The sequence below is a fragment of the Pseudomonas sp. GM50 genome (assembly GCF_000282375.1).
In the GTDB taxonomy this organism is placed as follows: domain Bacteria; phylum Pseudomonadota; class Gammaproteobacteria; order Pseudomonadales; family Pseudomonadaceae; genus Aquipseudomonas.
In genome coordinates, this window is record NZ_AKJK01000095.1 from 1 (window position 1) to 21,951 (window position 21,951).

Here is a 21,951-nt window from a genome sequence, read left to right on the forward strand (position 1 = left end):
AGCCTGCTCGCGATAGCGGCGGTACAGTCAATATCGATGTCGCCTGACACAACGCCTTCGTGAGCAAGCCCGCCCCCACATGAATTGCGCTTGACTGGTATTACACTCTCAATTTCCGAGGCTTTGCACCAGGCTTTCGAGCGCTTGCGTGGTTGTATCCTCCAGCGCCGGTTGCGCTGCTACCGCTCTGAGTTGGCAGGTCAAACGGTATTCGCTGGGCGTGCAGTTGACGAACTGCTTGAAGGCGCGAGCGAAGTACGACGGATCCTTGAAGCCGGCCTCATAGCCGATGCTGGTAATAGGCATCTGGCTATTGTCGAGCAGTTGCTTGGCGAAGCTCATGCGCTTGTCCAGGATGTAATCGGTGAAGCCAACGCCATTGGCTTCCTTGAACAGTCGGCTGAAGCGAAAGGTCGTCATGCCGCAGCGCTTCGCCAAATCCCTCTGATCGATGCTGTCCCGAAAGTGCTGATCGATGTACAGCATGATGTTGCTCAGCGCCTGGTGTTTTTGGTGTCCCGCGGTCAACCGGATGCTGTCTGGCAGGGTCGGGGAGTGATCGATCAGCAATGTATGGCCCTGGCCGTTGGTATTTCGGCGCAACTCGCACAGCTGCACCACTGCTGTCAGATAGCGCTTCCTCTCGGTGGCCGAGAGCGGGAGCACCATGTATTCCCAGACACTGGAGCGCATGGCCCAGACAGCCAGTTCTTCCGAGTGCTGCACGGTAAACATGGTGATCGGGATGGTAGGAGTGGTGCGTTTGATCTCCAGCAACAGCCTCAAGCCAGGTGTGTCGGGGCGATCAAAATGGATGCAGATCATGTCTGCCTGTTCCCCGTGGGGCAATACGGAATTCTTCGCCAATTTGCAGTCGCAAGTACCCTCGAACTGCGCGATGAGTTCCTTGGTGGAGCGATCGTGGGTCTGATCGAACCACAGTAGCGATGGCCTTTTGGTCAAATTGGACGTCATGTCTCTACTCTGCGGTTCTTCGTGCCGTTCTCGCTGAGTAGTATTGCTAACGTGCTATCACTTTGCAGAATAAATGCTGATAAGAAAGGCGAAAGTTAATTCTATTCGCTCTATGTGTTGCCTGAAGCCGGTCTAGGGCGACTGTTTGTTGACATGGCTTGGCAGCACCCGGTATCAACCGCTTGTCGCTTGTGAATCAATGGCAATCGCCTTTGCCTGCCACCCCTCGTTTTGCCCCCTCTTAATACTTCTTCAAGAGCCAATGACCCGTATTTGGCTCACCCGCAAAAAAGTCCTAGTGATGTGCAAAATCTTCCTAACGCCCATGCCTTGCCCCTGACTAGTGTTGCATCCAGGCAGCACAGAACGTACTGCCTCCGGAAAAACAACATTCGAGTGAGGTGGGCAAAATGATCATGCAAACAATCAAGGCTTCGGTAGTGAAGTTCGCCAAAGACGAAGACGGCCTGACCATTGTGGAATACGCAGTGGCCGGTGGGCTGATTACGGTAGCTGTTGTCGCGGCGTTCACGCTTCTTGGCGGGGTCGTGGATACCAGAATCCGGGCAATTTGCAACGCCATTATTCCTGGTACTTGCTGATAACAACAACTCTGTTAGGGAGATGCGCAATGTCCATGGAACAGCTGGTTGCGACCGTTGTGCTGATAGGACTGCTGGGCGTGGCGGTGGTGAGCGACTTGCGTCGCCACCGCATTCCCAACCTGCTGATCCTGGTAGGTCTGGCCTTGGGATTGGCCGGCCAGACATATTCAGGTGGGATCAGCGGGATGGGGGACGGCCTGATGGGCCTCCTGATCGGTTTTGCGCTGTTCCTGCCCATGTATGCCCTAGGCGGCATGGCTGCTGGCGACGTCAAGCTGATGGCCATGGTTGGCAGTTTTCTACCCCCCCATTACGCCTTGTGGGCTGTGTTCTTCAGTCTGCTATGGGGAGGCTTGTGCGGTTTCCTGATCGTGCTGGTGCGCGGTCAACTATTGCAGACCCTGGGACGTTATCGGTTGATGCTTCGGGCGCGGTCCTATATGGCCCCGAGTTCGGAGGAGGTGGCCGGTAAGCCCTTTCCTTATACGGTTGCGATCCTGCTCGGGACGTTGAACAGCGTCTACTGGCAACTCGTTGCCGGTGGATTTGGAGGTTAGTCATGCACGTCATCGTCGATAGTGATGCCTACCCCAGTGATCGAGAAGCGGTGCAACGACTGGCTCCTCAGCCGTGCAATATTCGCGAAACTGGTCTGTCCGACAGTTTTCTCGGTGAGTTGGTGTGCAAGCATTTGTATGACGCCGGCGTGCTGGACATGCCGCGGCTGGTGGAGCGCCTGGCGCTGACCGGCGCTGTACTTGAAGAAGTCCTGGCGTTCTTGCGCAAGGATGGTCGTGTCGAAGTGCTGGGCCAGATGGGGCAAGCCAGTGGGCAGATGCTGCGTTATGGCCTGACCGAACGTGGTCGCAGTGCCGCCCGCGATGCCTTGTCGCGCAGTGGCTACATCGGCGCGGCACCCTTCCCGGTGAGTTCCTACCGCTCCCTGATCAAAATCCAGACCATTCACCATGGCCGCATCAACTCCAACGATATGCACAACGCCCTTGCTGGCGTGGTGCTTACCGAAGGGATGCTCGATCAGTTGGGCGTGGCACTGAACTCCGGGCGCGCGATCATGATTTATGGCCCTGCGGGTACCGGCAAGACTTATGTCAGCAGTCGGCTGATTCGTCTGTTCGCCGAGGCTATCTGGGTACCTCATGCCATCGTGATCAACGAGTCGGTGATCGAGATCTACGATCCGCAAGTACATCAGCGGCTCGATGAAAACAGTCAACAGAACAATCTGATGCTCAACGAAGGGATCGACCGTCGACTGCTGTGCTGCAAACGCCCGATCGTTATTACGGGTGGCGAGCTGAGCATGGAACAGCTGGACGTTCGCTATGACCCCTTCACCCGTCAGTACCAGGCAGCCTTGCAGCTCAAGGCCAGCAATGGCCTGTTCATCATCGACGACATGGGGCGCCAGCGCATGGCACCTGCCGAGTTGTTGAATCGCTGGATTGTCCCAATGGAAGAGAAGCGCGACTTCCTCAACCTGGGCGGCGGCCGGCATTGCGAGTTGCCGTTCGATCTGATTCTGGTGTTCTCCACCAACCTCAATCCCCTGGAGCTGGCCGATGAGGCCTTCCTCCGCCGGATTGGCTACAAGCTGCAATTCGGTTACCTGAAGCCTGAGGAATACGAAAAGATCTGGCGTCAGGAAAGCGAGCGCCTGGGCATTCCTTTTGACCCGCTACTGCTGCGTTATGTCCTGCAAAGACTTTATGCAAGTGAAGGCATGCCCCTGGTGCCTTGCCATCCCCGCGATCTCCTGAACATGGCGCTCGATCGCCAGCGTTATATGGGTGGTTCCGGACCATTGTCACCGCAAGAGTTGGAATGGGCCTGGCACAACTATTTCGTCCAGCTCGACTTTCTTTGATACGGAGATACTGACATGAGCTCTCGTACTCTTACCCTGGTAGGCGTTTCCCTGGTCATGGGCCTTGGTGCTGCATGGATGGCCGACTCCTGGCTGAGCGCCCGGCTCAATGCCAGCCCGGATGACCACCTTCGAAGCGTGGTAGTCGCCACGGTCGAGATTCCATTCGGGCAGATGGTCGAGGCTCAACAAGTCACGACCATGCGCATGCCCATAGATACGATACCGGACGATGCTTTCGACTCCAGCGAGAAGGCAGTGGGCAAGATCGCAACGTTCGACATCCTGAAGGGCGACATCATGCGCGGCGCGCGCCTGAGCGAGCACTTGGGTGGCAGTACCCTGGCGTCTCTGATTGCGACAGACAAACGTGCCATCTCGGTACGCGTGGACGATGTGGTCGGTGTGGGCGGGTTCCTGTTACCGGGTAACCGGGTCGATGTACTGGCAACCAAACGCACTGATGGCACCGGCAACAACGCCGTGTCCAAAACCATCCTCGAGAACTTGCGGGTGTTGGCAGTGGACCAGACCGCAGGTACCGACAAGACCCAGCCGGTGGTGGTGCGCGCAGTGACGCTGGAGATGACGACCGCAGAGGCTGAAACCCTGGTCACGGCGCAAACGGAAGGGAAGTTGCAACTGACCCTGCGCAATCCGCTGAACGCCGAGAAAAAAATCGCGACCGTTGCGCCTGCGGCACCGGTCATGGCGATGGCCGCTGCCCCAGCGCCAAAACGCGTGGTGCGCCGCGGCAATGGCGAGGTTGGTGGGGCGATTACCATTATCCGTGGGACCCAAGCCAGTGTAGTCAAACGTTGACAGGGCGGTAAGGGTGCCTGGGCACCAGGGCGGAGCCGATCCGGATCAGTATCGGTAAATGAGGGCTTGATGATGAATCTTCGTATTCGGCAGCCGTTCACTGCGACGCCAAGGCGCCAGGAAGGATCGGTTAGCGTATTGATGGTAATCGCGTTGGCGGCGATTTTAATGATGGCGGGTCTGGCGCTGGACGTGAGCCACATGTTGTTGAACAAGACGCGGCTGCAGAATGCTGTAGATGCTGCCGCCCTGAGTGGCGCCAAAACCCTGCTTCAGGTGGAAGGTGGTGTCAACATTGCCAGCGTAACACGCACTGCCGCGCTCAATACGCTGACGCAAAATGCCAATGCCACGGGTAACAGCGAATTGGCAACCGCTATCGGTGGCAACGTAGGCACCTTTGCGGTGGTGGAACTGGCAAGCAGCGTCTATGGCCCGTTCGCCTATCCAGGGCCTGCGAATGCCAAATACGTTCGGGTATCGGTACCGACTTATAGCCTGACCGGTTTTTTCTGGAACTTCGTACAGACCTTCGGCACTAGCGGCCTGGGGAACAAAGCGGTGTCGGCGATCGCCACTGCCGGCCCCAGCCCTACCAGCCCCTGTGATCTTGCACCTTTGATGGTCTGTGGCGACCCGACTAAATACGACCCGGCTGCCGGCATGTTCTGGGGCTTCCAGTTTGGTGATTTGCAGGTATTGAAGACAGCTGCCGGCAATTCGTCGCCCATTGGTCCAGGCAACTTCCAGTTGCTCGATTTTGGCTCGGGCGGCAGTACGGTCAGGGAAGATCTGGCCGGAGGTGGCAAGGTCTGCCGCAATGTCGGGGACAATGTCCAGACCGCCCCCGGCAACAAGGTTGGCCCTACCTCTCAAGGCCTGAATACGCGCTTCGGCATCTACAACGGCCCGGTCAGTGCATCGGACTATCCGCCAGACCTGGTGACGACGTCCAGCACCCCCGCAATCACTTACGACGCCTCAGTCACCCCGCCAGTGAAGTACAAGGGGCAGCCCGTCACATCGAGCAACGGCAATCTCACCGCGGGCACCAACGCGATAATGGACTACAACGACTGGCGTGCGAGCACTGCCGCGTGTGTGGCAGGGTCCGGCAGTGGCTGTCAGAGCAATGGTGTATTCGAGCGCCGGATGCTGAAAATCGTGGTGGGTAACTGCACCGGCAAACAGGGCGGTACCACCTCGGTCCCCGTCCTGGGTTTTGGTTGCTATTTCGTGGTGCAACCAATGAACAACGGCGGCACGGAAGCGCAGATATTCGGCCAGTTTGTGAAGGAGTGCGAAGGCGACAACGTGCCCGGTCCTAATCCGACGAGTGATGTCGGCCCGCAGATCATTCAGCTGTACAAAACCTATCTCAACGGCAGCGGTACTCCGAGCACTGACTCATAGGAGGCGTCATGAGACTTCGCACGTTTAAACATCCGCGGCGCCAGCAAGGCCTGGCCCTGGTGGAATTCACCCTTGCCCTGCCGGTGTTGCTGTTGCTGTTGCTGGCCTTCGGTGAGTTCGGCCGCATGCTCTATCAGTACAACGTCCTGCTACAGGCCAGTCGTGATGCCGATCGTTTCGTCGCCGGCCAGGCCTGGGACTCGACACTCGGCGCCGTCTCCCTGAGCAATACGCTGCAGACCCAGACGAAAAACGTTGCGGTCTACGGTGTGCCCAGCCAGAGCGGAACGGCGGTGTTGTCAGGACTGACGGCCAACAACGTGGTCGTCGCCGCCGTGGGCACCGAGCATGTGCGGGTCACCATCACTTATACGTTCTGCCCGGTGATTGGCGGTGGCAATTGCACTGGATCGCTTCCCGGTTTTTTTGGTAATCCGATTGCGCTGAGCATTCCGCTGGTCGCCACTACCGTCATGAGGGCACTGTGATGAATCGCAAACGCATGCAGGGCACCTATGTGGTGGAGTTCGCCATCATTGGCGTGCTGATGTTCACGCTGTTGTTCGGCGCGTTGGAAGTGGGCCGCCTGTACTTCACGATCAATGCGCTGGATGAAGCCGTGCGCCGTGGCGCGCGCCTGGCGTCGGTGTGCAATATCAGCGATCCGGTGGTGTTGCGGCGGGCGATCTTCAATGCCGCGACCGACGCAGGTACGAGCCAGATCATCAGTAATCTGGCCACTACCAACTTGACGTTGACCTACCTGGACGTCAACGGTGCTCAGGTGGCCAATCCCGCTGACTTGGTCAGCGCCAACGGTTTTCGTGCCGTCCGTTATGTCCAGTTGAGTCTGCAAAACTTCGTTTTCAATCTGTTTATTCCCGGGATCGGCGTGTCCTTTACCTTGCCTACATTCAGGGCAACCTTGCCACGCGAAAGCCTCGGGCGTCATTCCGATTCCGGGGAGATCACGCCATGCTAAATACCAAGGAAACGCCAGTCTCCAGCTCGACCGGCAAAGCCGGGCTCCGGTTGCTGATCAGCAGCCGTGACGCCACCTCTTTGCGCGATCTGCAAAGCGTCTGCCAACGCATGCCTTGCCTTGAGGTGAGCACTCGCCTGGTGAGCAACGGCCACGTCGACCCGCTCTACGGTCTGGACCGGATGCCCGATCTGTTGCTGTTGCGCGTCAGCCACCTGTGGCGCGAAGAGCTGGCGGCGCTGTTGCTGCACCCGGCCCATGAGCGCCCGCCGATGTTGGTCTGCGGTCTGCTGACTGAACAGGAAGGCATGCGTATGGCGATGCAGGCCGGCGCCCGTGACGTGCTGCCCGAACCCATCGCCGAGACGGAATTGGTTGCCGCCTTGAATCGGCTGGTCATGGAAGTTCGGACCGGCAGTGGGGCAGAAGGGAAATTGATTGCCGTGATGAGCGCCAAGGGCGGCTCCGGCGGAACCCTGGTGGCTTGCAACCTGGCTCAGCAGCTCAGTGCCAGGGGCGGCAGCACCCTGTTGCTGGACATGGACCTGCAATTTGGCAGCGTGACGCATTATCTGGATGTGGCGCAAACGCACAGCCATCTGGAGGTGTTGCACCAGATCGACGGCATGGACAGCGTCGCGCTACGCGGTTTCTGCAGTCACTTCAGCCCCACCTTGCATGTGCTGGGTGGTCGGGCCGGTGAGCTGTGTCTGCCGCAAGATGCCCAGCCCGAGCAACTTGACGCCCTGTTGAAGTTGGCCCGCGCCAGCTACGACTGGGTGGTGATTGACCTGCCGCGGCAAATCGACCACCTCACTGGTTCCGTGCTGGAACAGGTAGATCGGGTGTACGTGGTGGTGCAGCAGAGCGTCAGCCATCTGCGCGATGCCAGCTCCCTGGTGCGGATCCTTCGCGATGACCTGGGCGTGCGCGGAGATCAATTGCAGATAGTGGTCAACCGCTTTGACAAGGCGGGAGCGATCAGCCTCAAAGATATCGGTGAGGCGTTGCGTTGCACCAATCTGTCGAAATTACCCAACGACTTCAACCTGGTCAGCCAGAGTCAGAACACTGGCGTGCCGTTGGGGCTGCATGCGCCGAAGGCAGCGATTACTGCTGCACTGCGCGACATGACCGAGGACCTGGTCGGTCAACAGGTGGCCGGGAACAAAGGCTTACTCAAACGCGCCTTCAACCGTTTTTTCGGGGGATGACCCATGATCAGCGACTTTCGTAACCGCTTGCGCAAACAGTCCGGTAAACCCGCCTCATCGTCGGCGACCGACGACCTGCTGGATCCGGCAGAGGAAATAATGGCGTGGGAACGTGCGGCGCCGGACGTTCTTTACGAAACCAGAAGTCAGGTCACCCCGGTGGAGGCCGAGTGGCGGGAAAAGATTTACCAGCAGTTACTCAAGGTCATGGACCTGTCCTTGCTGGACTCCCTTGAACAGGCCGAGGCCACGCGGCAGATTCGTGACATTTGCCAGCGCCTGCTCGATGAGCATTCGGCGCCGGTGAGTACCACCAGCCGCCAGTTGATCATCAAGCAGATCACCGATGAGGTGCTTGGCCTGGGTCCCCTGGAACCGTTGCTGGCCGATCACAGCGTGTCCGACATTCTGGTCAACGGCTTTGCCTCGGTCTATGTCGAGCGTTTTGGCAAACTGCAAAGGACCGATGTGCGCTTTCGCGATGATCAGCATTTGCTGAACATCATTGACCGCATCGTATCCAGCCTGGGTCGGCGTATCGACGAGTCCTCGCCATTGGTGGACGCCCGACTCAAGGATGGTTCGCGGGTCAACGCGATTATCCCGCCGCTGGCCATCGACGGCCCGAGCATGTCGATTCGCCGCTTTGCGGTGGACCTGCTCAATACCGACAGCCTGATCTCGGTGGGGACGTTGACTCCGGCCATTGCCCTGCTGCTCAAGGCGATTGTCCGTGGGCGCTTGAACGTGCTGATTTCCGGCGGTACCGGCAGCGGCAAGACCACCATGCTCAATGTGCTGTCCAGTTTCATTCCGCAGAACGAGCGCATCGTCACCATCGAAGACTCGGCCGAACTGCAACTGCAGCAGCCCCACGTGGTGCGCCTGGAAACCCGGCCTTCGAATATCGAGGGGCGTGGTGAGGTGAGCCAGCGGGAGTTGGTGCGCAACAGCTTGCGGATGCGCCCGGACCGCATTGTGATCGGCGAAGTGCGCGGCGCAGAAGCGCTGGATATGCTGACCGCCATGAACACCGGCCACGACGGTTCCTTGACCACTATCCACGCCAACACCGCGCGCGATGCGTTGGGGCGAATCGAGAACATGGTGTCGATGACCGGGGCGACCTTTCCGATCAAGGCCATGCGGCAGCAGATTGCTTCGGCCATCGATGTGGTGATTCAGCTGGAACGTCAGGAGGACGGCAAGCGCCGCCTGGTCAGCGTGCAAGAGATCAACGGCATGGAAGGCGAGATCATCACCATGACCGAAATTTTCTCCTTTGCGCGTCAAGGCATGGGCGAAAACGGCGAGGTGCTCGGTGATTATCGCCCCAGTGGCATGATTCCGGCCTTCCGCGATGTGCTGGCCAAGCGCGGTATCGAGTTGCCGCTCACGATGTTCAGGCCTGAGTGGATGGAGGCACGGCAGTCATGAACAATATTCCTGGTGAATTCATTCTGATGTTCCTCGGCATGGTGTTTATCGCCGTGTTCCTCCTGTCCCAGGGCGTGGTGGTGCCGGTGTTCGGCGAGGCCGGCAAGATGCGCAAGCGCATCCGCGGCCGCTTGAATGTACTGGAGAAGGCCAACAATCTGCCCAACATGCAGACAGTGTTGCGGCAGAAATACCTGACGCGATTGTCGCCACTGGAAGCCATGCTTGAGCAATTGCCCTTCATGGCGAACCTGACACAGGTGATCGAGCAGGCTGGACACGAATATCGCGCCTATCGGGTGTTATTGCTCGGGCTGTTCCTGGGGGCCTGCGCGGGTGTCTCGATCTGGATGATCTCGTCAATCTGGTGGATGGCACTGCTGGCGGGTTTCGGGGTGTTCTGGTTACCCCTGCTGAAAGTTTTTCGTGACCGTGGCAAACGTTTCGCTGAGTTTGAGGAAGGCCTGCCGGATGCGCTGGATGCCATGTGCCGTGCCCTGCGTGCCGGACACCCGTTCAACGAAACCCTGCGCCTGGTCGCTGAGGAGCACAAGGGGCCGGTCGCTCATGAGTTCGGGCTGACCTTCGCCGATATCAACTATGGCAACGACGTACGCCGGGCCATGCTAGGCCTGCTGGAGCGCATGCCAAGCATGACGGTGATGATGCTGGTGACCTCGATCCTCATCCATCGTGAGACCGGCGGCAATCTGACTGAGGTGCTGGAGCGTCTGAGCCGGTTGATCCGCGGGCGCTTTCGCTTCCAGCGCAAGGTCAAGACCCTGTCAGCCGAAGGGCGGATGTCGGCCTGGATACTGGTGGCCATTCCCTTCGTGCTGGCGGCGGTGATCGTGTTCACCAGCCCAACCTACTTGCCGCTGCTGCTCAATGATCCGATCGGTCATAAGCTGATCTTCATCGCTTTTGGTTGCATGTTGATCGGGATTTTCTGGATTCGCAAAATCATCCGGATTCAGGTTTAAGGGTTATTCGCCATGTGGAGGTACAGGTCATGGATTTTTTACTCGGGTTGTTCAGTCGAGTAACAGGCAATGAGGAGATGGCACGCCTGTTGTTTATCGGTGCGATGAGTCTGAGTGCAGTGCTCGCGATCATCACCGTGATGCTCCTGCTGTTGGGGCTGCAGGACCCTGTGCGGCGTCGTCTGGCGCTGATCAAGCGCGGTCATACGGGGAGTTCAGTCGGGCAGGATGCACCGGGAAATCTGCAGTTATTGCTGGAGCGAGTCGGCCAACGCTTTGCCTCGACTGAGGCGGGTCAGACGTCCGTTACACAAACCCTGTTGATGCACGCCGGTTACCGCTCATCGTCGGCAATCCAGATGTACTGGGCAGTGCGCCTGTTGTTGCCACTGATATTGGTTGGCCTTGCGCTGTTGGCGTTGCCGCTGATCCCCAAGCTTTCTTTGATTGCGGGGTTGTCGCTGGTGTTAATGGCAGCTGCTATCGGCTGGCTGGCCCCCGCGCTGTATGTCACAAAGCGCAAGCAAGCCAGGCAGGGCAGGCTGCGTGCCGCCTTTCCGGATGCCCTGGACCTGATGGTGGTTTGCGTGGAGTCGGGCCTGGCCTTGCCCCTGACGATCGAACGGGTGGCTGAAGAGATGTCGGTCAGTCAGGTTGAGCTGGCTGAAGAACTGGCGCTGGTCAATGCGCAAATCCGCGCGGGCATTACCAGTACCGAGGCGCTCAAGCAACTGGCTGTGCGCACCGGCCTGGAGGACGTACAAGGGTTGGTCAGCCTGTTGGCGCAGAGTATCCGCTTCGGTACCAGCGTGGCCGACACCCTGCGCATCTATGCCGATGAATTCCGTGATCGGCGTACGCAGGCCGCCGAAGAAGCGGGGGCGAAAATCGGCACCAAGCTGGTATTCCCTTTGATTTTCTGCCTGTGGCCGAGCTTCTTTCTGATAGCCATTGGCCCCGCCATGATCGGGGTACTCAAGACATTCGGGAAGTAATTAGGTCCTTGCTGTCGAACAGGATGGTCTTGCCAACCGAGCTTGATCTGCACTTTCCTGCCATCGGTTTACACATCCTCTGTAGGAGCTGACGCAGGCTGCGATCCTTTGATTTTTCTGGCAGGCAATTCGTTGCCCAGGCCTCTGAATCAAAAGATCGAAGCCTGCGGCAGCTCCTGCATTGCGTACATCTGTTAATCACACCCCTTTAAGGAACACCGCGGTCAAGCGTAGGAGCTGGCGAAGCCTGCGATCTTTTGATGTTGACGGCGGGGGAGATCGCTGAAGAGCAAAAGATCGCAGCCTGCGGCAGCTCCTACAGAGATTTGCGTACATCTGTTAATCACGACCTGGCGCTGATTGCCGCGATACGCCCGGTGACAGGTTGATCAAGGCAGAAGCAATAGTTAGCAGACGCCCCTTTAACGATCACCGCGGTCCAGCGTAGGAGCTGGCGAAGCCTGCGATCTTTTGATTTTGACGGCGGAGAGAGCGCTGAAGAGCAAAAGATCGCAGCCTGCGGCAGCTCCTACAGGGTAATCCGCCAGGCTTGGATCATTCGTAGATGCCATTGCTTTCCTGCACACGACGTCTAGCCCGGCTTTGCAGCCAGGCCACTCTGAACGACGCCAGAGGCTGATCAATCCTTGACGTGCCTCAGTTGCTGATGGTCATTTTTCCCGCTGCATCCTGGTCAAAAAACTCTGGAATCGGGTAGTTGAAGCTGTTCAGCCAACGCTGCATGGCCAGGTCACGTTCGGTGGCCGAAGCGGTTTGCAGTTTAGTCGAGGCAACTACGCCGCGACTCTGTAGCACCAACCACTGTTCGGTGCCTTTTTGCTCCTTCGAAGAGGGGCCCGGTTCAATAGCCCAGGCACTGGTGGACAGGCAAGCCATGCACACGATCAACAGCCTCTTGGTATTCATCTCGACTCCTCGTACGTTTTACTTGGTCGCACTGGATGAGGCAGCGGCTACCTCAGTTCTGCGATTCCCCTCGGATGCCACTGCTTTTTTAGCAGAAGCCTTGAGTTTTTCCGCGCGGGTTTGAGCCTCTGCGACTTGCTGAGGGTTTAAGCTGGCGCGGGTCACGAGTTCGGAAGCTGCCTTCCAGTTATCCTGATAGATCAGCAGCGTCACCATATTGAGTGCCGCCAGTGAATTGGACTGTTTGAGCTCCATGGCGGTCATGAACTCAAAGCGTGCTTCAGGGATCCGTCGCTGATTGAGGTAGACCACCCCCAGGTCATTGCGCATCCTGTCGTCGGTGGGGGCCATCTTCACCGCACGCTCAAGGTGAGTGGTAGCGTTGGCGTAATCATTTTTGGCCGCGGCCAACTGGCCCAAGCCATGTTCCCCGTCGGCGGCCAGACAGGTGCCGAGCAAGCTTTGATACAACGGCCCCGCCTCGTTACGCCCCATCAAGCGCAGCACCCGAGCCTTGCGCAGGCGAACCTGGACCAGGTTGTCGGGCAAACCTTCAAGATTCGCCAGGCTGGCATACAAACGGCCTTCGCTGACCATGTTGTCGGCCAGGCTCAGGGCCAACTCTTGATCCGAACCGGGCTTGGCACATTCAGGCGGTCGCGAAGGCAGGCCATTGCTGGCACAACCTGCGAGCATTAATGTCGCCGCTATTGCAATGACTGCTTTCATCGAGTGTCCTCTGGCTACAACACGTTGAACGCCTGGCCAATGGCAATAAAGCTGGCTTGGCAAGCGTTCAAGATCACCGTTACGAGTGAGGGCGAGGCAAGTCTGATTCAGGCTCATTGCGAGAGCCCGGAGCGACTGTCGAAATCGCCATTTTCGAGGAAGAACATACGATAGAAGTTCGGGTCGTAATTGCGCAGTTGTTCGCCAGGCAATGACGGTAGTTGTGCATTGGCAGCCAGTGGCTGGACCAGATGCGGGGTAACGATCATCAGCAGTTCACGCTCTTCACGGTTGATGCTGTTGTCGCGGAAGAATGCCCCCAGAATCGGGATATCGCCCAGCCCCGGAAACTTGTTCACCTGGGAACTGTTGCGGGTGCTGATCAGGCCGCTGATGACGAAGCTTTCGCCGTCGGCCAGGGAGATGCTGGTGTCGGTACGTCGAATGGTCAGCGCCGGAACGATGGTGCCGGCGATGCTTACGGCGTTGGTGAAGTCCAGTTCACTGACTTCCGGCGCCACCTTCAGTGCGATACGGTTTTTCCCGATGATGGTCGGCGTCAGGGTCAGGCGAATACCGAATTCCTTGTACTCGATAGACACGTTATCGCTGCCGGAACTGGGCACTGGAATCGGCACTTCACCACCGGCCAGGAAGCTCGCACTCTGCCCGCTGAGCGCTACCAGGCTTGGCCGTGCCAGGGTGTAGGCGAAACCGCTACCTTCCAGTGCGTTGATCGACACTAGAGTATCGCTGGACGCAAAAGCGAAGTTGAACATGCCGTTGTTCACCGGCACCGACGGCGTGACAATGCCGCCGACGGTGGGCAAGGTTCTCGGTGAGCCGAACAGGAAGTTGCCTTGGCGGCCAAAAATCGAGGCATTGGCTTCCTTGAGTTTGGTCCGGCTGACTTCAACGAAGCGGATGTCAGTTTGCACCTGGATCGGCAACAGCGGATCTTCGGAAGGCACTGTCGTGACGCTGGTGAGCGCCGCGGTGGCCTTGCCCTTGACGAACACCATGCTTTGGCGCGGCGTTGTCGAACAGGCGGTCCAGACCATCAGGCTGGTGGTCCCCGGCGCCATACCGGTGAGCAAGAAGGCATTGGGGTTGTTGCCGCTGGGTTGCACGTCGGCGATTTTCGGATCTCCGACTGCCAGCTGTGTCACCGGGACAGGGACGCGCAGTTCATTCTGAAGCCCCTGACCGACCTCAAACGTTGTCGGCATATTATCCAGTTGCGAACAATTGGCCGGCGCGGCCTGAGCCGCATTCACGCTGAGGCCCGTCCAGAACAGACCATGGATAATTCGCTTGAAAGCGGGCACGGTACGATAGCTCATTAAGTGCATCCTCGCTGAATAGGCCATCTTTGAGGCAAAACCAGGTTGCCTCGGATCACTACAAGGGGCCTCGGTCGGCCCTCTACCCCGCCAGACCCCTGACTAATGGCCCCGGCAATATTCCTTGGTGCTACATGCAAGCAGCTGCAATACGCTGTTCTGACGGAACAACGAGCGACCTTCGCTATAACGGTGTTTAGTGATCCAGATGCCTGAGTTGTCGACCCGAGCGACAGGCACAGGCTCGACAGCAACAGCAGCTAAAGACGGCACTTTGCGCCGACCTGACTCCCCTAAAAAGCAACCGGCAATCAATGTAAAGAGCCGGAAAATGCTTGCCAGGACCATAGTGAGGTAACTCCTTTTGCCATTTCGCTATCTGATCGCTGAACCTAACGTGCAATTTCAAACCGTTATGTCTTGTTCTTGTTTGAAAGGTAGTTCAACCAAGGCAAAGCGCCACGCTTTGAACGAAAACTTTCGATACAGATACTGGTTTTTTTCTGAAAGCCACGGTCAGGCCACGCAATCATTGGTATTGCGCCGGATGCTGATGAAATAAGGGGTGCTTCACGGTCCCGCGAGTTTTTCTTTGGGTTTTGCGCTGTGTATTTCACTGAAACGCCACTCATTGAGTGGCGTTTTCAGGCGTGCCGGTTTGTACTTTTCGAATGCTGACCAATCGTAACAATGGCATCTGGCGGGGTATGACAAGGAGGCTGAATACGACTGATTGTGTAGTTCTACACCTGCGAAGTGCGGGCTGGAGTATTGGCCGTAAGGTACTGGATCACCTCTTCAAGCGTGTCTATGTCAGGAGCATTGCTCACTAACGTTTGCGAACTGCACCATGGGTAATCCAGATGCGATACCCACTCCATGATGCAGTGCAGATCAGTCGCTGGCAGGGTTTTCATGTGCTCAATGGTGATAGTGAGCCTCTCGACAAGCCCCGACTCGGGGTTGAATTGCCACTCATACAGACCGCAACCGACTCGGGCTTCGCCGGAACTCTTGTCGGACATGCCGACCAGCCATTTGCACTGGAATGTTTTGGCCTGCGGTTCAGGCGGGAGTCCCAGGCAAAAGGTATAGACGTTTTCGAAAGTCTGGCCGAATCGCCTGACGAGCACATCGCCGATAGATCCGAGGCCTTCAACGTGGGGTGGAAACGAGATAGATCCGGTGTGCACGACCATGTCCAGTATCGCGTCTGGCGCAAAGGCCTGGCGCAACAAATGTGGGCGATTACTGTCCTTGGCTTTTATGTACTGTCGAATCGATAGTTGAGCAGTGTTCATTGTTTGTCCGTCGCATCCTTATCAGGTTGAGAACATCCTTATCCGAGGCTCACGTTACTATGCCACGCGAGCCCGCCCTCATTTACAAAGCGCTATTCCACATATCCGTTACCAGCATGCAGCCGGGAGCATGGGTGATGCACAGCGGTGGACGTGAAGTTTGCACCACCGATTGCGGGGTCACACCGCAGGCCCAGAACACCGGGATTTCGTCGGCTTCGACGGGCACGGCATCGCCGTAGTCCGGGCTGCCTAGTGAATCGATGCCGATCAGCGCCGGATTACCGATGTGCACGGGCGCGCCGTGGACGTTGGGCATGCGTGCGGTGATCTGGATCGCCTGGATCGCCGCGGCGGCCTTCATCGGGCGCATGCTCACCACCAGCTTGCCGCTCAGGCGAGCGGTAGGGCGAGTGTCTATGTTCGTCCGGTACATGGCAACATTGAGCCCCAGATCGATGTGCCTGAGGGCGATGCCGGCATCCAGCAGTGGTTGTTCGAAGGAGAACGAGCAACCGATGGCGAAGGCCACCAGATCGTCCTGCCACAAATGTCCGATATCCGCCGGTTCTTCGCTCAGTTCGCCATGGCGATAGACCCGATATCGGGACACCTCGTGGCGGATATCAATGGCCGTGCCGAGATTGCGAAAACACGGATCACCCGCTTCGGTAACGTCGAGCACCGGGCAAGCCTGCCGATTGAGCGTGCAATACCGGAGAAACTCGTTAGCCCAATCATTGGGCAGAATCACGATATTGGCTTGCACCCGACCTTGGGCCAGGCCGCTGGTGTGGCCCCGATATTGTCCGGCAGCGATGGATTGGCGCAGGGCCAATGGAGCGCTGTGCCTCAGTTGTTCGAAAGACAGGGTGGGTTGGCTCATCACGGCATCTCTTCGGTTCGATGAGCCTTTTTAGAAAACCATGACGATGCCGTCCAACCAGGAATGTTGTTACCCCCCGACAACTAAAAGTTATTCAAGGGACCGTCGGCTGTTGAGACCGGGTGCCGGAACCATTCGAAGCGGGCCGACATCCGCAGCGTATTGGGAGACTACCTGGCGGCTCATGTCGACGATGCTCTCGATCAACTCCAGGCCGACTCCGGCGCGCCACGAAGCCACGACATCCAGTTGCGGCAAGCGAGTTCCCGGTTCCAGTTGAATCAACTCGCCGCTGGCCAAGGGCTTGGCCACCAGTGCGGCCGGCAAGGCGCCAATGCCGAATCCGTCACGAATCAGCCGGGTCATGGCCGACACCGAGTTGACGCAACTGACGCGTGGCGTAGTGATGCCGTGGGCGTGCAGCAGGTTGAGTACATCCTGATGCGGCCGGGAGTTTTTGACGAAGGTGATGATGCGCTCGCTGGCCATTTCAGCCAGTGAGGCATAGGGGCGGGCATAGATTGAATTGCTGGCGGCGATCCAGTGCATGGGGTAGTGCGCCAGTTCAAGGTTGCGCACACTTTCGTGGCGGATCAGGTCCGTCTGGAACACGATGTCCAGATAGCCCTTTTGCAGCTGCTCGCACAGATTGCGTGCGGCGTCGGCCGTGATCTCGATTTCCACGGCGGGGAAGGTCTGCATCAAGGTCGACATCAACGGGCTGAGCCAGGTATGGATCACCGTATCCATCACACCGATGCGCACCAGGCCCTGTTGCGGGTTGGTGTTGTCCAGCGAGTGTTTCAACGCTCGCTGAACCTCGAGCATCTGCTCGGCGTAGTCGAGCACCTTGAGACCTTCGAGCGTCAGCGACACGCCGCGCGAATCGCGCACGAACAAACGCAGGCCCAACTCTTCTTCCAGCGAGGCAATCCGGCTGGAGATAGCGGCCTGAGTGCTGAACATTTTCTCGGCGGTGAGGCTGAAGCTTTGCAGGCGGGCGACCCAAACGAAGGTTTCGAGGAATTTGAGGTTCATGGCGGTTTTCCCACAGGGATAAGTGTTCGACGCATTGCAATTGTTACTCCAGAGTTCGTCGCCGGGGGTATCAAATTTTCTTATGCGTAGCCTCGTACTTTTCCCGTTTGACGCTGCTTGGCATCGGCACGAAGAATCCGCTCCACGACGCAGGTCACTGCGTCCGTTCCCCACGACAACGCCTTCACAAAAAAATAATGAGGCGTGTCCGTCATCTTCGCTTGCTGCCGCAGGAACTCCCATGGAAAAGACCATGACTGACCACGTGCTTTCAGGTTCGGGCCGCACCGGCCCGTTCAGTTGGTACGGCCCCCTGTCGAAAAATGAAAAGCGTACCTTCTGGAGTTGCAAGATCGGCTATGCCCTGGATGGCATGGACACACAGATGCTGAGTTTCGTCATTCCGACCCTGATCGCCACCTGGGGCATCTCCAAGGGCGATGCCGGGATGATTGGCACTTGTACGCTGCTGGCCTCGGCGGCGGGTGGCTGGATTGCCGGAATACTGTCCGACCGCATCGGTCGGGTGCGCACCTTGCAACTGACGGTACTGTGGTTCGCCTTCTTCACCTTCCTCTGCGGGCTGGCACAGAACTACGAGCAACTGCTGGTGGCCCGGACGTTGATGGGCTTTGGTTTCGGCGGTGAATGGACAGCGGGTGCGGTGCTGATTGGCGAGGTGATTCGCTCCAGGGATCGCGGCAAGGCAGTGGGCATGGTGCAGGCCGGATGGGCGCTGGGGTGGGGGCTTACGGCATTGCTCTACGCCGGATTATTCAGCTTTCTGCCACCGGAAGAGGCCTGGCGGGCGCTGTTCATGATCGGGTTGGTGCCAGCGCTATTCGTATTGGTGATCCGCCGACTGGTCAAGGAGTCGGACACTTTCGAGCGGGCCTGTATTGAGCGCAAGGCCAAACCTGAAAAAGATTCGCGTTGGGCCTTCTTCGAAATTTTCGCGCCTCGGATGCTCAGTACCACCTTGCGCGCTTCGTTGCTGACCACTGGTGCGCTGGGCGGTTATTACGCGATCACCACGTGGTTGCCGACCTACCTGAAAACCGAGCGCGGCCTGAGCGTGCTCGGCACTGGCGGCTATCTGGCGATGGTGATCGTCGGCTCCTACATCGGCTATGTGACCAGTGCGTTGCTGACCGATGCCATTGGCCGGAAGAAGAACTTCATCCTGTTTGCGGTCGGCTCCATGGCGATCGTTCTGGCCTACACCCAACTGCCCATCGACAACACCTGGATGCTCTGGCTGGGCTTTCCGTTGGGGTTTTTCGCCTCGGGCATTTTTGCTGGCATGGGCGCTTTTCTGACCGAGTTGTTTCCGACCCGCATGCGCGGTTCGGGCCAGGGCTTTTGCTATAACGCCGGGCGTTCCATTGCGGCGCTGTTTCCGTTGTTCATCGGTGCACTGAGCGAAACATTGCCGATTGGGACGGGGATCGGAATCTTCGCTGCCGGTGCCTACGGCGTGGTGATTCTGGCCGCGTTAAGCCTGCCGGAAACCCGCGGTCGCCAACTCGAATCCTGAACCCCGACACGTCTGGGCCTTTGTGCCCAGACGTCGCTGATCCATTGCTAATCGACAAACATCGGTCGCGATCGCAACGCCCCCGAGAGGGCTCGCTTGCGTCCGAAACAGGAGCACGGCATGCACTATTCGCTTTCCACCCAACGCTTGTACATCCCGGTCGGCACATTGCTCGGTTTGAGTTTGCTCGGCGCACCGCCCGCTCAGGCGGATTTCATTGCCGACAGTAAAGGCAGCCTGGAAGCCCGCAACTTTTACTTCAATCGCGATTTCCGCCAGGACGGCTCGCGTGACAAAGCCGAGGAATGGGCACAGGGTTTTCTGTTGCGGATGGAGTCCGGGTATACCGCTGGCACGCTGGGGTTTGGTCTGGATGCGCTGGGAATGGCCGGTTTTAAACTGGACTCCGGCGGCGGCACGGCGGGCACCAATCTGTTGCCGCCGGATTCGTCGGGCGGCTCGCAGGATCGCTATGGCGAGTTGGGCCTGACCGCCAAAGTGCGTTTATCCAAGAGCACCCTGAAGCTGGGGACGTTGCAGATCAAGGATCCGGTGGTGAACTCCAACGACACTCGCCTGTTACCCGGAACATTCAAGGGCGCACTGGTGAATGTTCAGGAAATCGACCGTTTGAAGCTCACGGCAGGTCAACTCACGCAGATCAACTTTGTCGATTCCACTGACTATCAGGACATGACCGCCAATCGCATCGGCGGGCAAAGCGACAAGTTCCAGTTCGCCGGGGCTGACTATCAATTCCTGCCGAACCTGACAGCGCAGTACCGCTACGGCAAGCTGGAAAATATCTACCAGCAAAACTACCTCGGATTGGTCCACCTGCTGGATCTGGGGGCCGGCCAGTCGCTCAAGAGCGACGTGCGCTATGCGCGCAGCATCGAAGATGGCAACTTTCGTGACCTCGATAACCAGGCTTTCGGTGCGATGTTTACCTACAGCCTCGGCGGCCACGCATTGGGCTTCGGCTACCAGCGCATGAGCGGCGATGATCCGTTTCCGTACATCGGACGCAGCGATCCGTACCTGGTCAACTTCGTGCAGATCGGTGACTTCGCCAACGTTGACGAACACTCCTGGCAAACGCGCTATGACTATAACTTCGCCGCATTGGGTGTACCGGGATTGAGCTTTATGACCCGCTACATCTCGGGCGATAACGTGCAGCGCAGCGCTGCGGGTGAAGGCAAGGAGTGGGAGCGCGACACCGATATCGCTTACGTGGTGCAGGACGGTACGTTGAAAGGCCTGGGCTTTAAATGGCGCAACGCCTCGGTGCGTTCGAACTTTGGCAATGATCTGGATGAGAATCGCTTGATCGTCAGCTATACCCTGGCGCTTTGGTAAGTGTCCGGGCTATCAAGCAAGCAATGAATCGACGGCCCGCCAGCCAGACTGGCGGGCCGTTTGTTTTACATCGACAGAATCAACCGGCCAGCAAACAGAATCAGGATCACCCCCATGGTTCGTTCGAACCAGTGCCCCATGCGCATGAACAGCAATCGCACCCGTGCGCTGGAAAAAAACAGCGCCACGATCACGAACCACAAGGCATTCACGAAACACATCCACAGGCCGTACAGCGCCTGAATCTGCAGCGGTGTCGTGGCGCTGATGATGGTGGTGAAGATTGCCAGAAAGAACAGGGTGGCCTTGGGGTTGGTGGCGTTGGTCAGAAACCCCGTGCTGAAGGCCTTGAACAAGGTCTGCTGTTCAGCTGACGCGACTGCATCCTTGTCGCCTTCAATTGCCGATTTGGGTTTGCTGCGTATCAGGCTCACGCCGAGGTACAAAATATAGGCCCCCCCCACGACCTTGGCCACCGTCAACAACCAGGGCGTGGTGTGCATCAGCGCGCCGACGCCGAGCAAGGTGTAAAGCACATGCACGGAAATGCCCGCGCCGATGCCCAGCGCCGTGCAAATCCCCACTAAGCGGCCGAAACGCACGCTTTGGCGGATGGTCACGGCGAAGTCCGGTCCGGGGGCGACCACGGCCAGAAAGTGGATCGTTGCCAGCGCCAGAAACTCGCCCAGGTAATTCGAAAACATCTCAGCTCCAGAAAGTCAGGGGTGAAGCATTGCCGCGATAGCCGACAAAGAACGAAAGGCTCAATCGCGGATCGTCCACACCTGGGGTCACCGAGTGCATGCAGCGCGAATTGAACATGATGAAATCACCCGGCTCAGGACGAATCTCCAGGGTTGGAGGGCCGAGCAAAGCCGGGTCGATGCCGTAACTGTCGCCACGCATTTCGTCGAACTGGTCCGCAGAAATGTCGTGGTCCCACATCTGCAATGCGCCGCCCTCGGTCGGCATGTTCAGGTAAACATTGCAGGCGAACTGCGCTTCCAGGCTTTTGGCCTGGAAGCTGTCCGGGGCATCCTTGGCGAAAATGTCGTGATGGGCGAGGAAACACACCCCGGGCTTGACGACCCGGGACAGGCCCACATACATCTTGCGGCCATAGAGATTTTCCAGATGCGCCCCCGCCGGCCAGGACTCGTCGAGCATGCAGCGCAACGTGTCGACAGGTGAGGAGTAGGGCGCACAACGGCTGCGCAATTCGGCGATATTGCGGGTGGCGCGCTCGAAATAGTCCTCGATCAGCAGTGGCTGGTTTTCCGCTTCATAAAACGCCATGCCAATGCGGCCGATGCTCGGCGCGTTGATGTAGCCTTCGAAGCCGGGGGCGAGGATCTTGTCGCCGATCTGGATCGCCAGCGGCCGAGGCAACAAGCCTTTGACGCGGATGGCGAGGACTTCTTCGTTGGCCAGTTTTTGTATGCACGTCTCATCGAGACGCTCGACGTCAAGCATCATGTTTTTAGGTCCATCTATCGATAGTCAACAGAGCCCGC

At 58.1% G+C, this 21,951-nt stretch carries 22 protein-coding genes; 13 read left to right on the top strand and 9 right to left on the bottom strand.

Annotation, left to right across the window (positions count from 1 at the left end):
- Nucleotides 1-108 precede the first annotated feature (108 nt).
- On the bottom strand, nucleotides 109-975 hold the full coding sequence (locus tag PMI30_RS07945; protein WP_008012410.1) for an AraC family transcriptional regulator: 867 nt from the start codon (nucleotides 973-975) through the stop codon (nucleotides 109-111).
- 410 nt (nucleotides 976-1,385) lie between these two features.
- On the opposite strand from PMI30_RS07945, the gene PMI30_RS07940 reads away from it, so the two are divergent.
- From PMI30_RS07940 to PMI30_RS07890, 11 genes are all read left to right on the top strand, one after another.
- A complete protein-coding gene (locus PMI30_RS07940; protein WP_007905161.1) occupies nucleotides 1,386-1,577 on the top strand; it encodes a Flp family type IVb pilin in 192 nt (63 codons plus the stop codon).
- 29 nt (nucleotides 1,578-1,606) lie between these two features.
- Nucleotides 1,607-2,137, top strand: coding sequence for an A24 family peptidase (locus PMI30_RS07935; RefSeq protein WP_008012411.1), 531 nt, complete (start codon nucleotides 1,607-1,609; stop codon nucleotides 2,135-2,137).
- 2 nt (nucleotides 2,138-2,139) lie between these two features.
- The gene (locus PMI30_RS07930; RefSeq protein WP_008012413.1) at nucleotides 2,140-3,468 is read left to right on the top strand and encodes a hypothetical protein; all 1,329 of its coding nucleotides are present in this window, start codon (nucleotides 2,140-2,142) and stop codon (nucleotides 3,466-3,468) included.
- A gap of 15 nt (nucleotides 3,469-3,483) precedes the next feature.
- On the top strand, nucleotides 3,484-4,290 hold the full coding sequence (cpaB, locus tag PMI30_RS07925; protein ID WP_008012415.1) for a Flp pilus assembly protein CpaB: 807 nt from the start codon (nucleotides 3,484-3,486) through the stop codon (nucleotides 4,288-4,290).
- A gap of 69 nt (nucleotides 4,291-4,359) precedes the next feature.
- The gene (locus PMI30_RS07920; RefSeq protein WP_008012417.1) at nucleotides 4,360-5,703 is read left to right on the top strand and encodes a Tad domain-containing protein; all 1,344 of its coding nucleotides are present in this window, start codon (nucleotides 4,360-4,362) and stop codon (nucleotides 5,701-5,703) included.
- Nucleotides 5,704-5,711: 8 nt separating this feature from the next.
- A complete protein-coding gene (locus PMI30_RS07915) occupies nucleotides 5,712-6,191 on the top strand; it encodes a TadE/TadG family type IV pilus assembly protein (protein ID WP_008012420.1) in 480 nt (159 codons plus the stop codon).
- Complete coding sequence (locus tag PMI30_RS07910; protein ID WP_008012423.1) at nucleotides 6,191-6,685, top strand: TadE/TadG family type IV pilus assembly protein; 495 nt, start codon at nucleotides 6,191-6,193, stop codon at nucleotides 6,683-6,685. Before PMI30_RS07915 ends, PMI30_RS07910 begins: the two co-directional genes overlap by 1 nt.
- Complete coding sequence (locus tag PMI30_RS07905; RefSeq protein WP_008012425.1) at nucleotides 6,679-7,899, top strand: AAA family ATPase; 1,221 nt, start codon at nucleotides 6,679-6,681, stop codon at nucleotides 7,897-7,899. The genes PMI30_RS07910 and PMI30_RS07905 overlap by 7 nt, the downstream gene beginning before the upstream one ends.
- A 3-nt stretch (nucleotides 7,900-7,902) precedes the next feature.
- On the top strand, nucleotides 7,903-9,336 hold the full coding sequence (locus PMI30_RS07900) for a CpaF family protein (protein WP_008012427.1): 1,434 nt from the start codon (nucleotides 7,903-7,905) through the stop codon (nucleotides 9,334-9,336).
- Entirely contained in the window at nucleotides 9,333-10,319 is a 987-nt protein-coding gene (locus PMI30_RS07895) for a type II secretion system F family protein (RefSeq protein WP_008012428.1), read from the top strand. Before PMI30_RS07900 ends, PMI30_RS07895 begins: the two co-directional genes overlap by 4 nt.
- Before the next feature lie 29 nt (nucleotides 10,320-10,348).
- The gene (locus tag PMI30_RS07890) at nucleotides 10,349-11,314 is read left to right on the top strand and encodes a type II secretion system F family protein (protein WP_008012430.1); all 966 of its coding nucleotides are present in this window, start codon (nucleotides 10,349-10,351) and stop codon (nucleotides 11,312-11,314) included.
- A 657-nt stretch (nucleotides 11,315-11,971) separates the two neighbouring features.
- Here the strand turns inward: PMI30_RS07890 and PMI30_RS07885 are convergent.
- The 6 genes from PMI30_RS07885 to PMI30_RS07860 form a co-directional block, all read right to left on the bottom strand.
- Nucleotides 11,972-12,241: a DUF3613 domain-containing protein gene (locus PMI30_RS07885; RefSeq protein ID WP_008012431.1), complete on the bottom strand. Its 270-nt coding sequence runs from the start codon at nucleotides 12,239-12,241 to the stop codon at nucleotides 11,972-11,974.
- 18 nt (nucleotides 12,242-12,259) lie between these two features.
- The gene (locus PMI30_RS07880) at nucleotides 12,260-12,970 is read right to left on the bottom strand and encodes a tetratricopeptide repeat protein (RefSeq protein WP_007905183.1); all 711 of its coding nucleotides are present in this window, start codon (nucleotides 12,968-12,970) and stop codon (nucleotides 12,260-12,262) included.
- Between the two features lie 113 nt (nucleotides 12,971-13,083).
- Complete coding sequence (locus PMI30_RS07875) at nucleotides 13,084-14,313, bottom strand: type II and III secretion system protein family protein (RefSeq protein ID WP_008012433.1); 1,230 nt, start codon at nucleotides 14,311-14,313, stop codon at nucleotides 13,084-13,086.
- Nucleotides 14,314-15,056: 743 nt separating this feature from the next.
- Nucleotides 15,057-15,614, bottom strand: coding sequence for a hypothetical protein (locus tag PMI30_RS07870; protein ID WP_008012436.1), 558 nt, complete (start codon nucleotides 15,612-15,614; stop codon nucleotides 15,057-15,059).
- Nucleotides 15,615-15,696: 82 nt separating this feature from the next.
- On the bottom strand, nucleotides 15,697-16,500 hold the full coding sequence (locus tag PMI30_RS07865; RefSeq protein ID WP_008012439.1) for a putative hydro-lyase: 804 nt from the start codon (nucleotides 16,498-16,500) through the stop codon (nucleotides 15,697-15,699).
- 90 nt (nucleotides 16,501-16,590) lie between these two features.
- Nucleotides 16,591-17,538 (bottom strand): LysR family transcriptional regulator, encoded by a 948-nt coding sequence (locus tag PMI30_RS07860; RefSeq protein WP_008012441.1) that lies wholly within the window; start codon nucleotides 17,536-17,538, stop codon nucleotides 16,591-16,593.
- A gap of 253 nt (nucleotides 17,539-17,791) precedes the next feature.
- Between PMI30_RS07860 and PMI30_RS07855 the strand changes: the two genes are divergently transcribed.
- Both PMI30_RS07855 and PMI30_RS07850 read left to right on the top strand, forming a co-directional pair.
- Nucleotides 17,792-19,075: an MFS transporter gene (locus tag PMI30_RS07855; protein ID WP_032835856.1), complete on the top strand. Its 1,284-nt coding sequence runs from the start codon at nucleotides 17,792-17,794 to the stop codon at nucleotides 19,073-19,075.
- A gap of 120 nt (nucleotides 19,076-19,195) precedes the next feature.
- Nucleotides 19,196-20,437: an OprD family porin gene (locus PMI30_RS07850; RefSeq protein WP_008012445.1), complete on the top strand. Its 1,242-nt coding sequence runs from the start codon at nucleotides 19,196-19,198 to the stop codon at nucleotides 20,435-20,437.
- A gap of 65 nt (nucleotides 20,438-20,502) precedes the next feature.
- On the opposite strand, the gene PMI30_RS07845 is transcribed toward PMI30_RS07850, so the two are convergent.
- Both PMI30_RS07845 and PMI30_RS07840 read right to left on the bottom strand, forming a co-directional pair.
- Nucleotides 20,503-21,141, bottom strand: a complete 639-nt coding sequence (locus PMI30_RS07845) for a LysE family translocator (protein WP_008012447.1) — start codon at nucleotides 21,139-21,141, stop codon at nucleotides 20,503-20,505.
- Between the two features lies 1 nt (nucleotide 21,142).
- On the bottom strand, nucleotides 21,143-21,913 hold the full coding sequence (locus PMI30_RS07840; RefSeq protein ID WP_008012459.1) for a 2OG-Fe(II) oxygenase: 771 nt from the start codon (nucleotides 21,911-21,913) through the stop codon (nucleotides 21,143-21,145).
- Nucleotides 21,914-21,951 lie beyond the last annotated feature (38 nt).

Bases quoted from the DNA above. Each gene is read 5' to 3' on its own strand.
- PMI30_RS07895 (WP_008012428.1), top strand. From the start codon at position 9,333: ATGAACAATATTCCTGGTGAATTCATTCTGATGTTCCTCGGCATGGTG.
- PMI30_RS07930 (WP_008012413.1), top strand. From the start codon at position 2,140: ATGCACGTCATCGTCGATAGTGATGCCTACCCCAGTGATCGAGAAGCG.
- PMI30_RS07915 (WP_008012420.1), top strand. From the start codon at position 5,712: ATGAGACTTCGCACGTTTAAACATCCGCGGCGCCAGCAAGGCCTGGCC.
- PMI30_RS07935 (WP_008012411.1), top strand. From the start codon at position 1,607: ATGTCCATGGAACAGCTGGTTGCGACCGTTGTGCTGATAGGACTGCTG.
- PMI30_RS07905 (WP_008012425.1), top strand. From the start codon at position 6,679: ATGCTAAATACCAAGGAAACGCCAGTCTCCAGCTCGACCGGCAAAGCC.
- PMI30_RS07890 (WP_008012430.1), top strand. From the start codon at position 10,349: ATGGATTTTTTACTCGGGTTGTTCAGTCGAGTAACAGGCAATGAGGAG.
- PMI30_RS07865 (WP_008012439.1), bottom strand. From the start codon at position 16,500: ATGAGCCAACCCACCCTGTCTTTCGAACAACTGAGGCACAGCGCTCCA.
- PMI30_RS07885 (WP_008012431.1), bottom strand. From the start codon at position 12,241: ATGAATACCAAGAGGCTGTTGATCGTGTGCATGGCTTGCCTGTCCACC.
- PMI30_RS07870 (WP_008012436.1), bottom strand. From the start codon at position 15,614: ATGAACACTGCTCAACTATCGATTCGACAGTACATAAAAGCCAAGGAC.
- PMI30_RS07875 (WP_008012433.1), bottom strand. From the start codon at position 14,313: ATGAGCTATCGTACCGTGCCCGCTTTCAAGCGAATTATCCATGGTCTG.
- PMI30_RS07945 (WP_008012410.1), bottom strand. From the start codon at position 975: ATGACGTCCAATTTGACCAAAAGGCCATCGCTACTGTGGTTCGATCAG.
- PMI30_RS07840 (WP_008012459.1), bottom strand. From the start codon at position 21,913: ATGATGCTTGACGTCGAGCGTCTCGATGAGACGTGCATACAAAAACTG.
- PMI30_RS07940 (WP_007905161.1), top strand. From the start codon at position 1,386: ATGATCATGCAAACAATCAAGGCTTCGGTAGTGAAGTTCGCCAAAGAC.
- PMI30_RS07910 (WP_008012423.1), top strand. From the start codon at position 6,191: ATGAATCGCAAACGCATGCAGGGCACCTATGTGGTGGAGTTCGCCATC.
- PMI30_RS07900 (WP_008012427.1), top strand. From the start codon at position 7,903: ATGATCAGCGACTTTCGTAACCGCTTGCGCAAACAGTCCGGTAAACCC.
- PMI30_RS07845 (WP_008012447.1), bottom strand. From the start codon at position 21,141: ATGTTTTCGAATTACCTGGGCGAGTTTCTGGCGCTGGCAACGATCCAC.
- PMI30_RS07920 (WP_008012417.1), top strand. From the start codon at position 4,360: ATGATGAATCTTCGTATTCGGCAGCCGTTCACTGCGACGCCAAGGCGC.
- cpaB (WP_008012415.1), top strand. From the start codon at position 3,484: ATGAGCTCTCGTACTCTTACCCTGGTAGGCGTTTCCCTGGTCATGGGC.
- PMI30_RS07860 (WP_008012441.1), bottom strand. From the start codon at position 17,538: ATGAACCTCAAATTCCTCGAAACCTTCGTTTGGGTCGCCCGCCTGCAA.
- PMI30_RS07855 (WP_032835856.1), top strand. From the start codon at position 17,792: ATGACTGACCACGTGCTTTCAGGTTCGGGCCGCACCGGCCCGTTCAGT.
- PMI30_RS07880 (WP_007905183.1), bottom strand. From the start codon at position 12,970: ATGAAAGCAGTCATTGCAATAGCGGCGACATTAATGCTCGCAGGTTGT.
- PMI30_RS07850 (WP_008012445.1), top strand. From the start codon at position 19,196: ATGCACTATTCGCTTTCCACCCAACGCTTGTACATCCCGGTCGGCACA.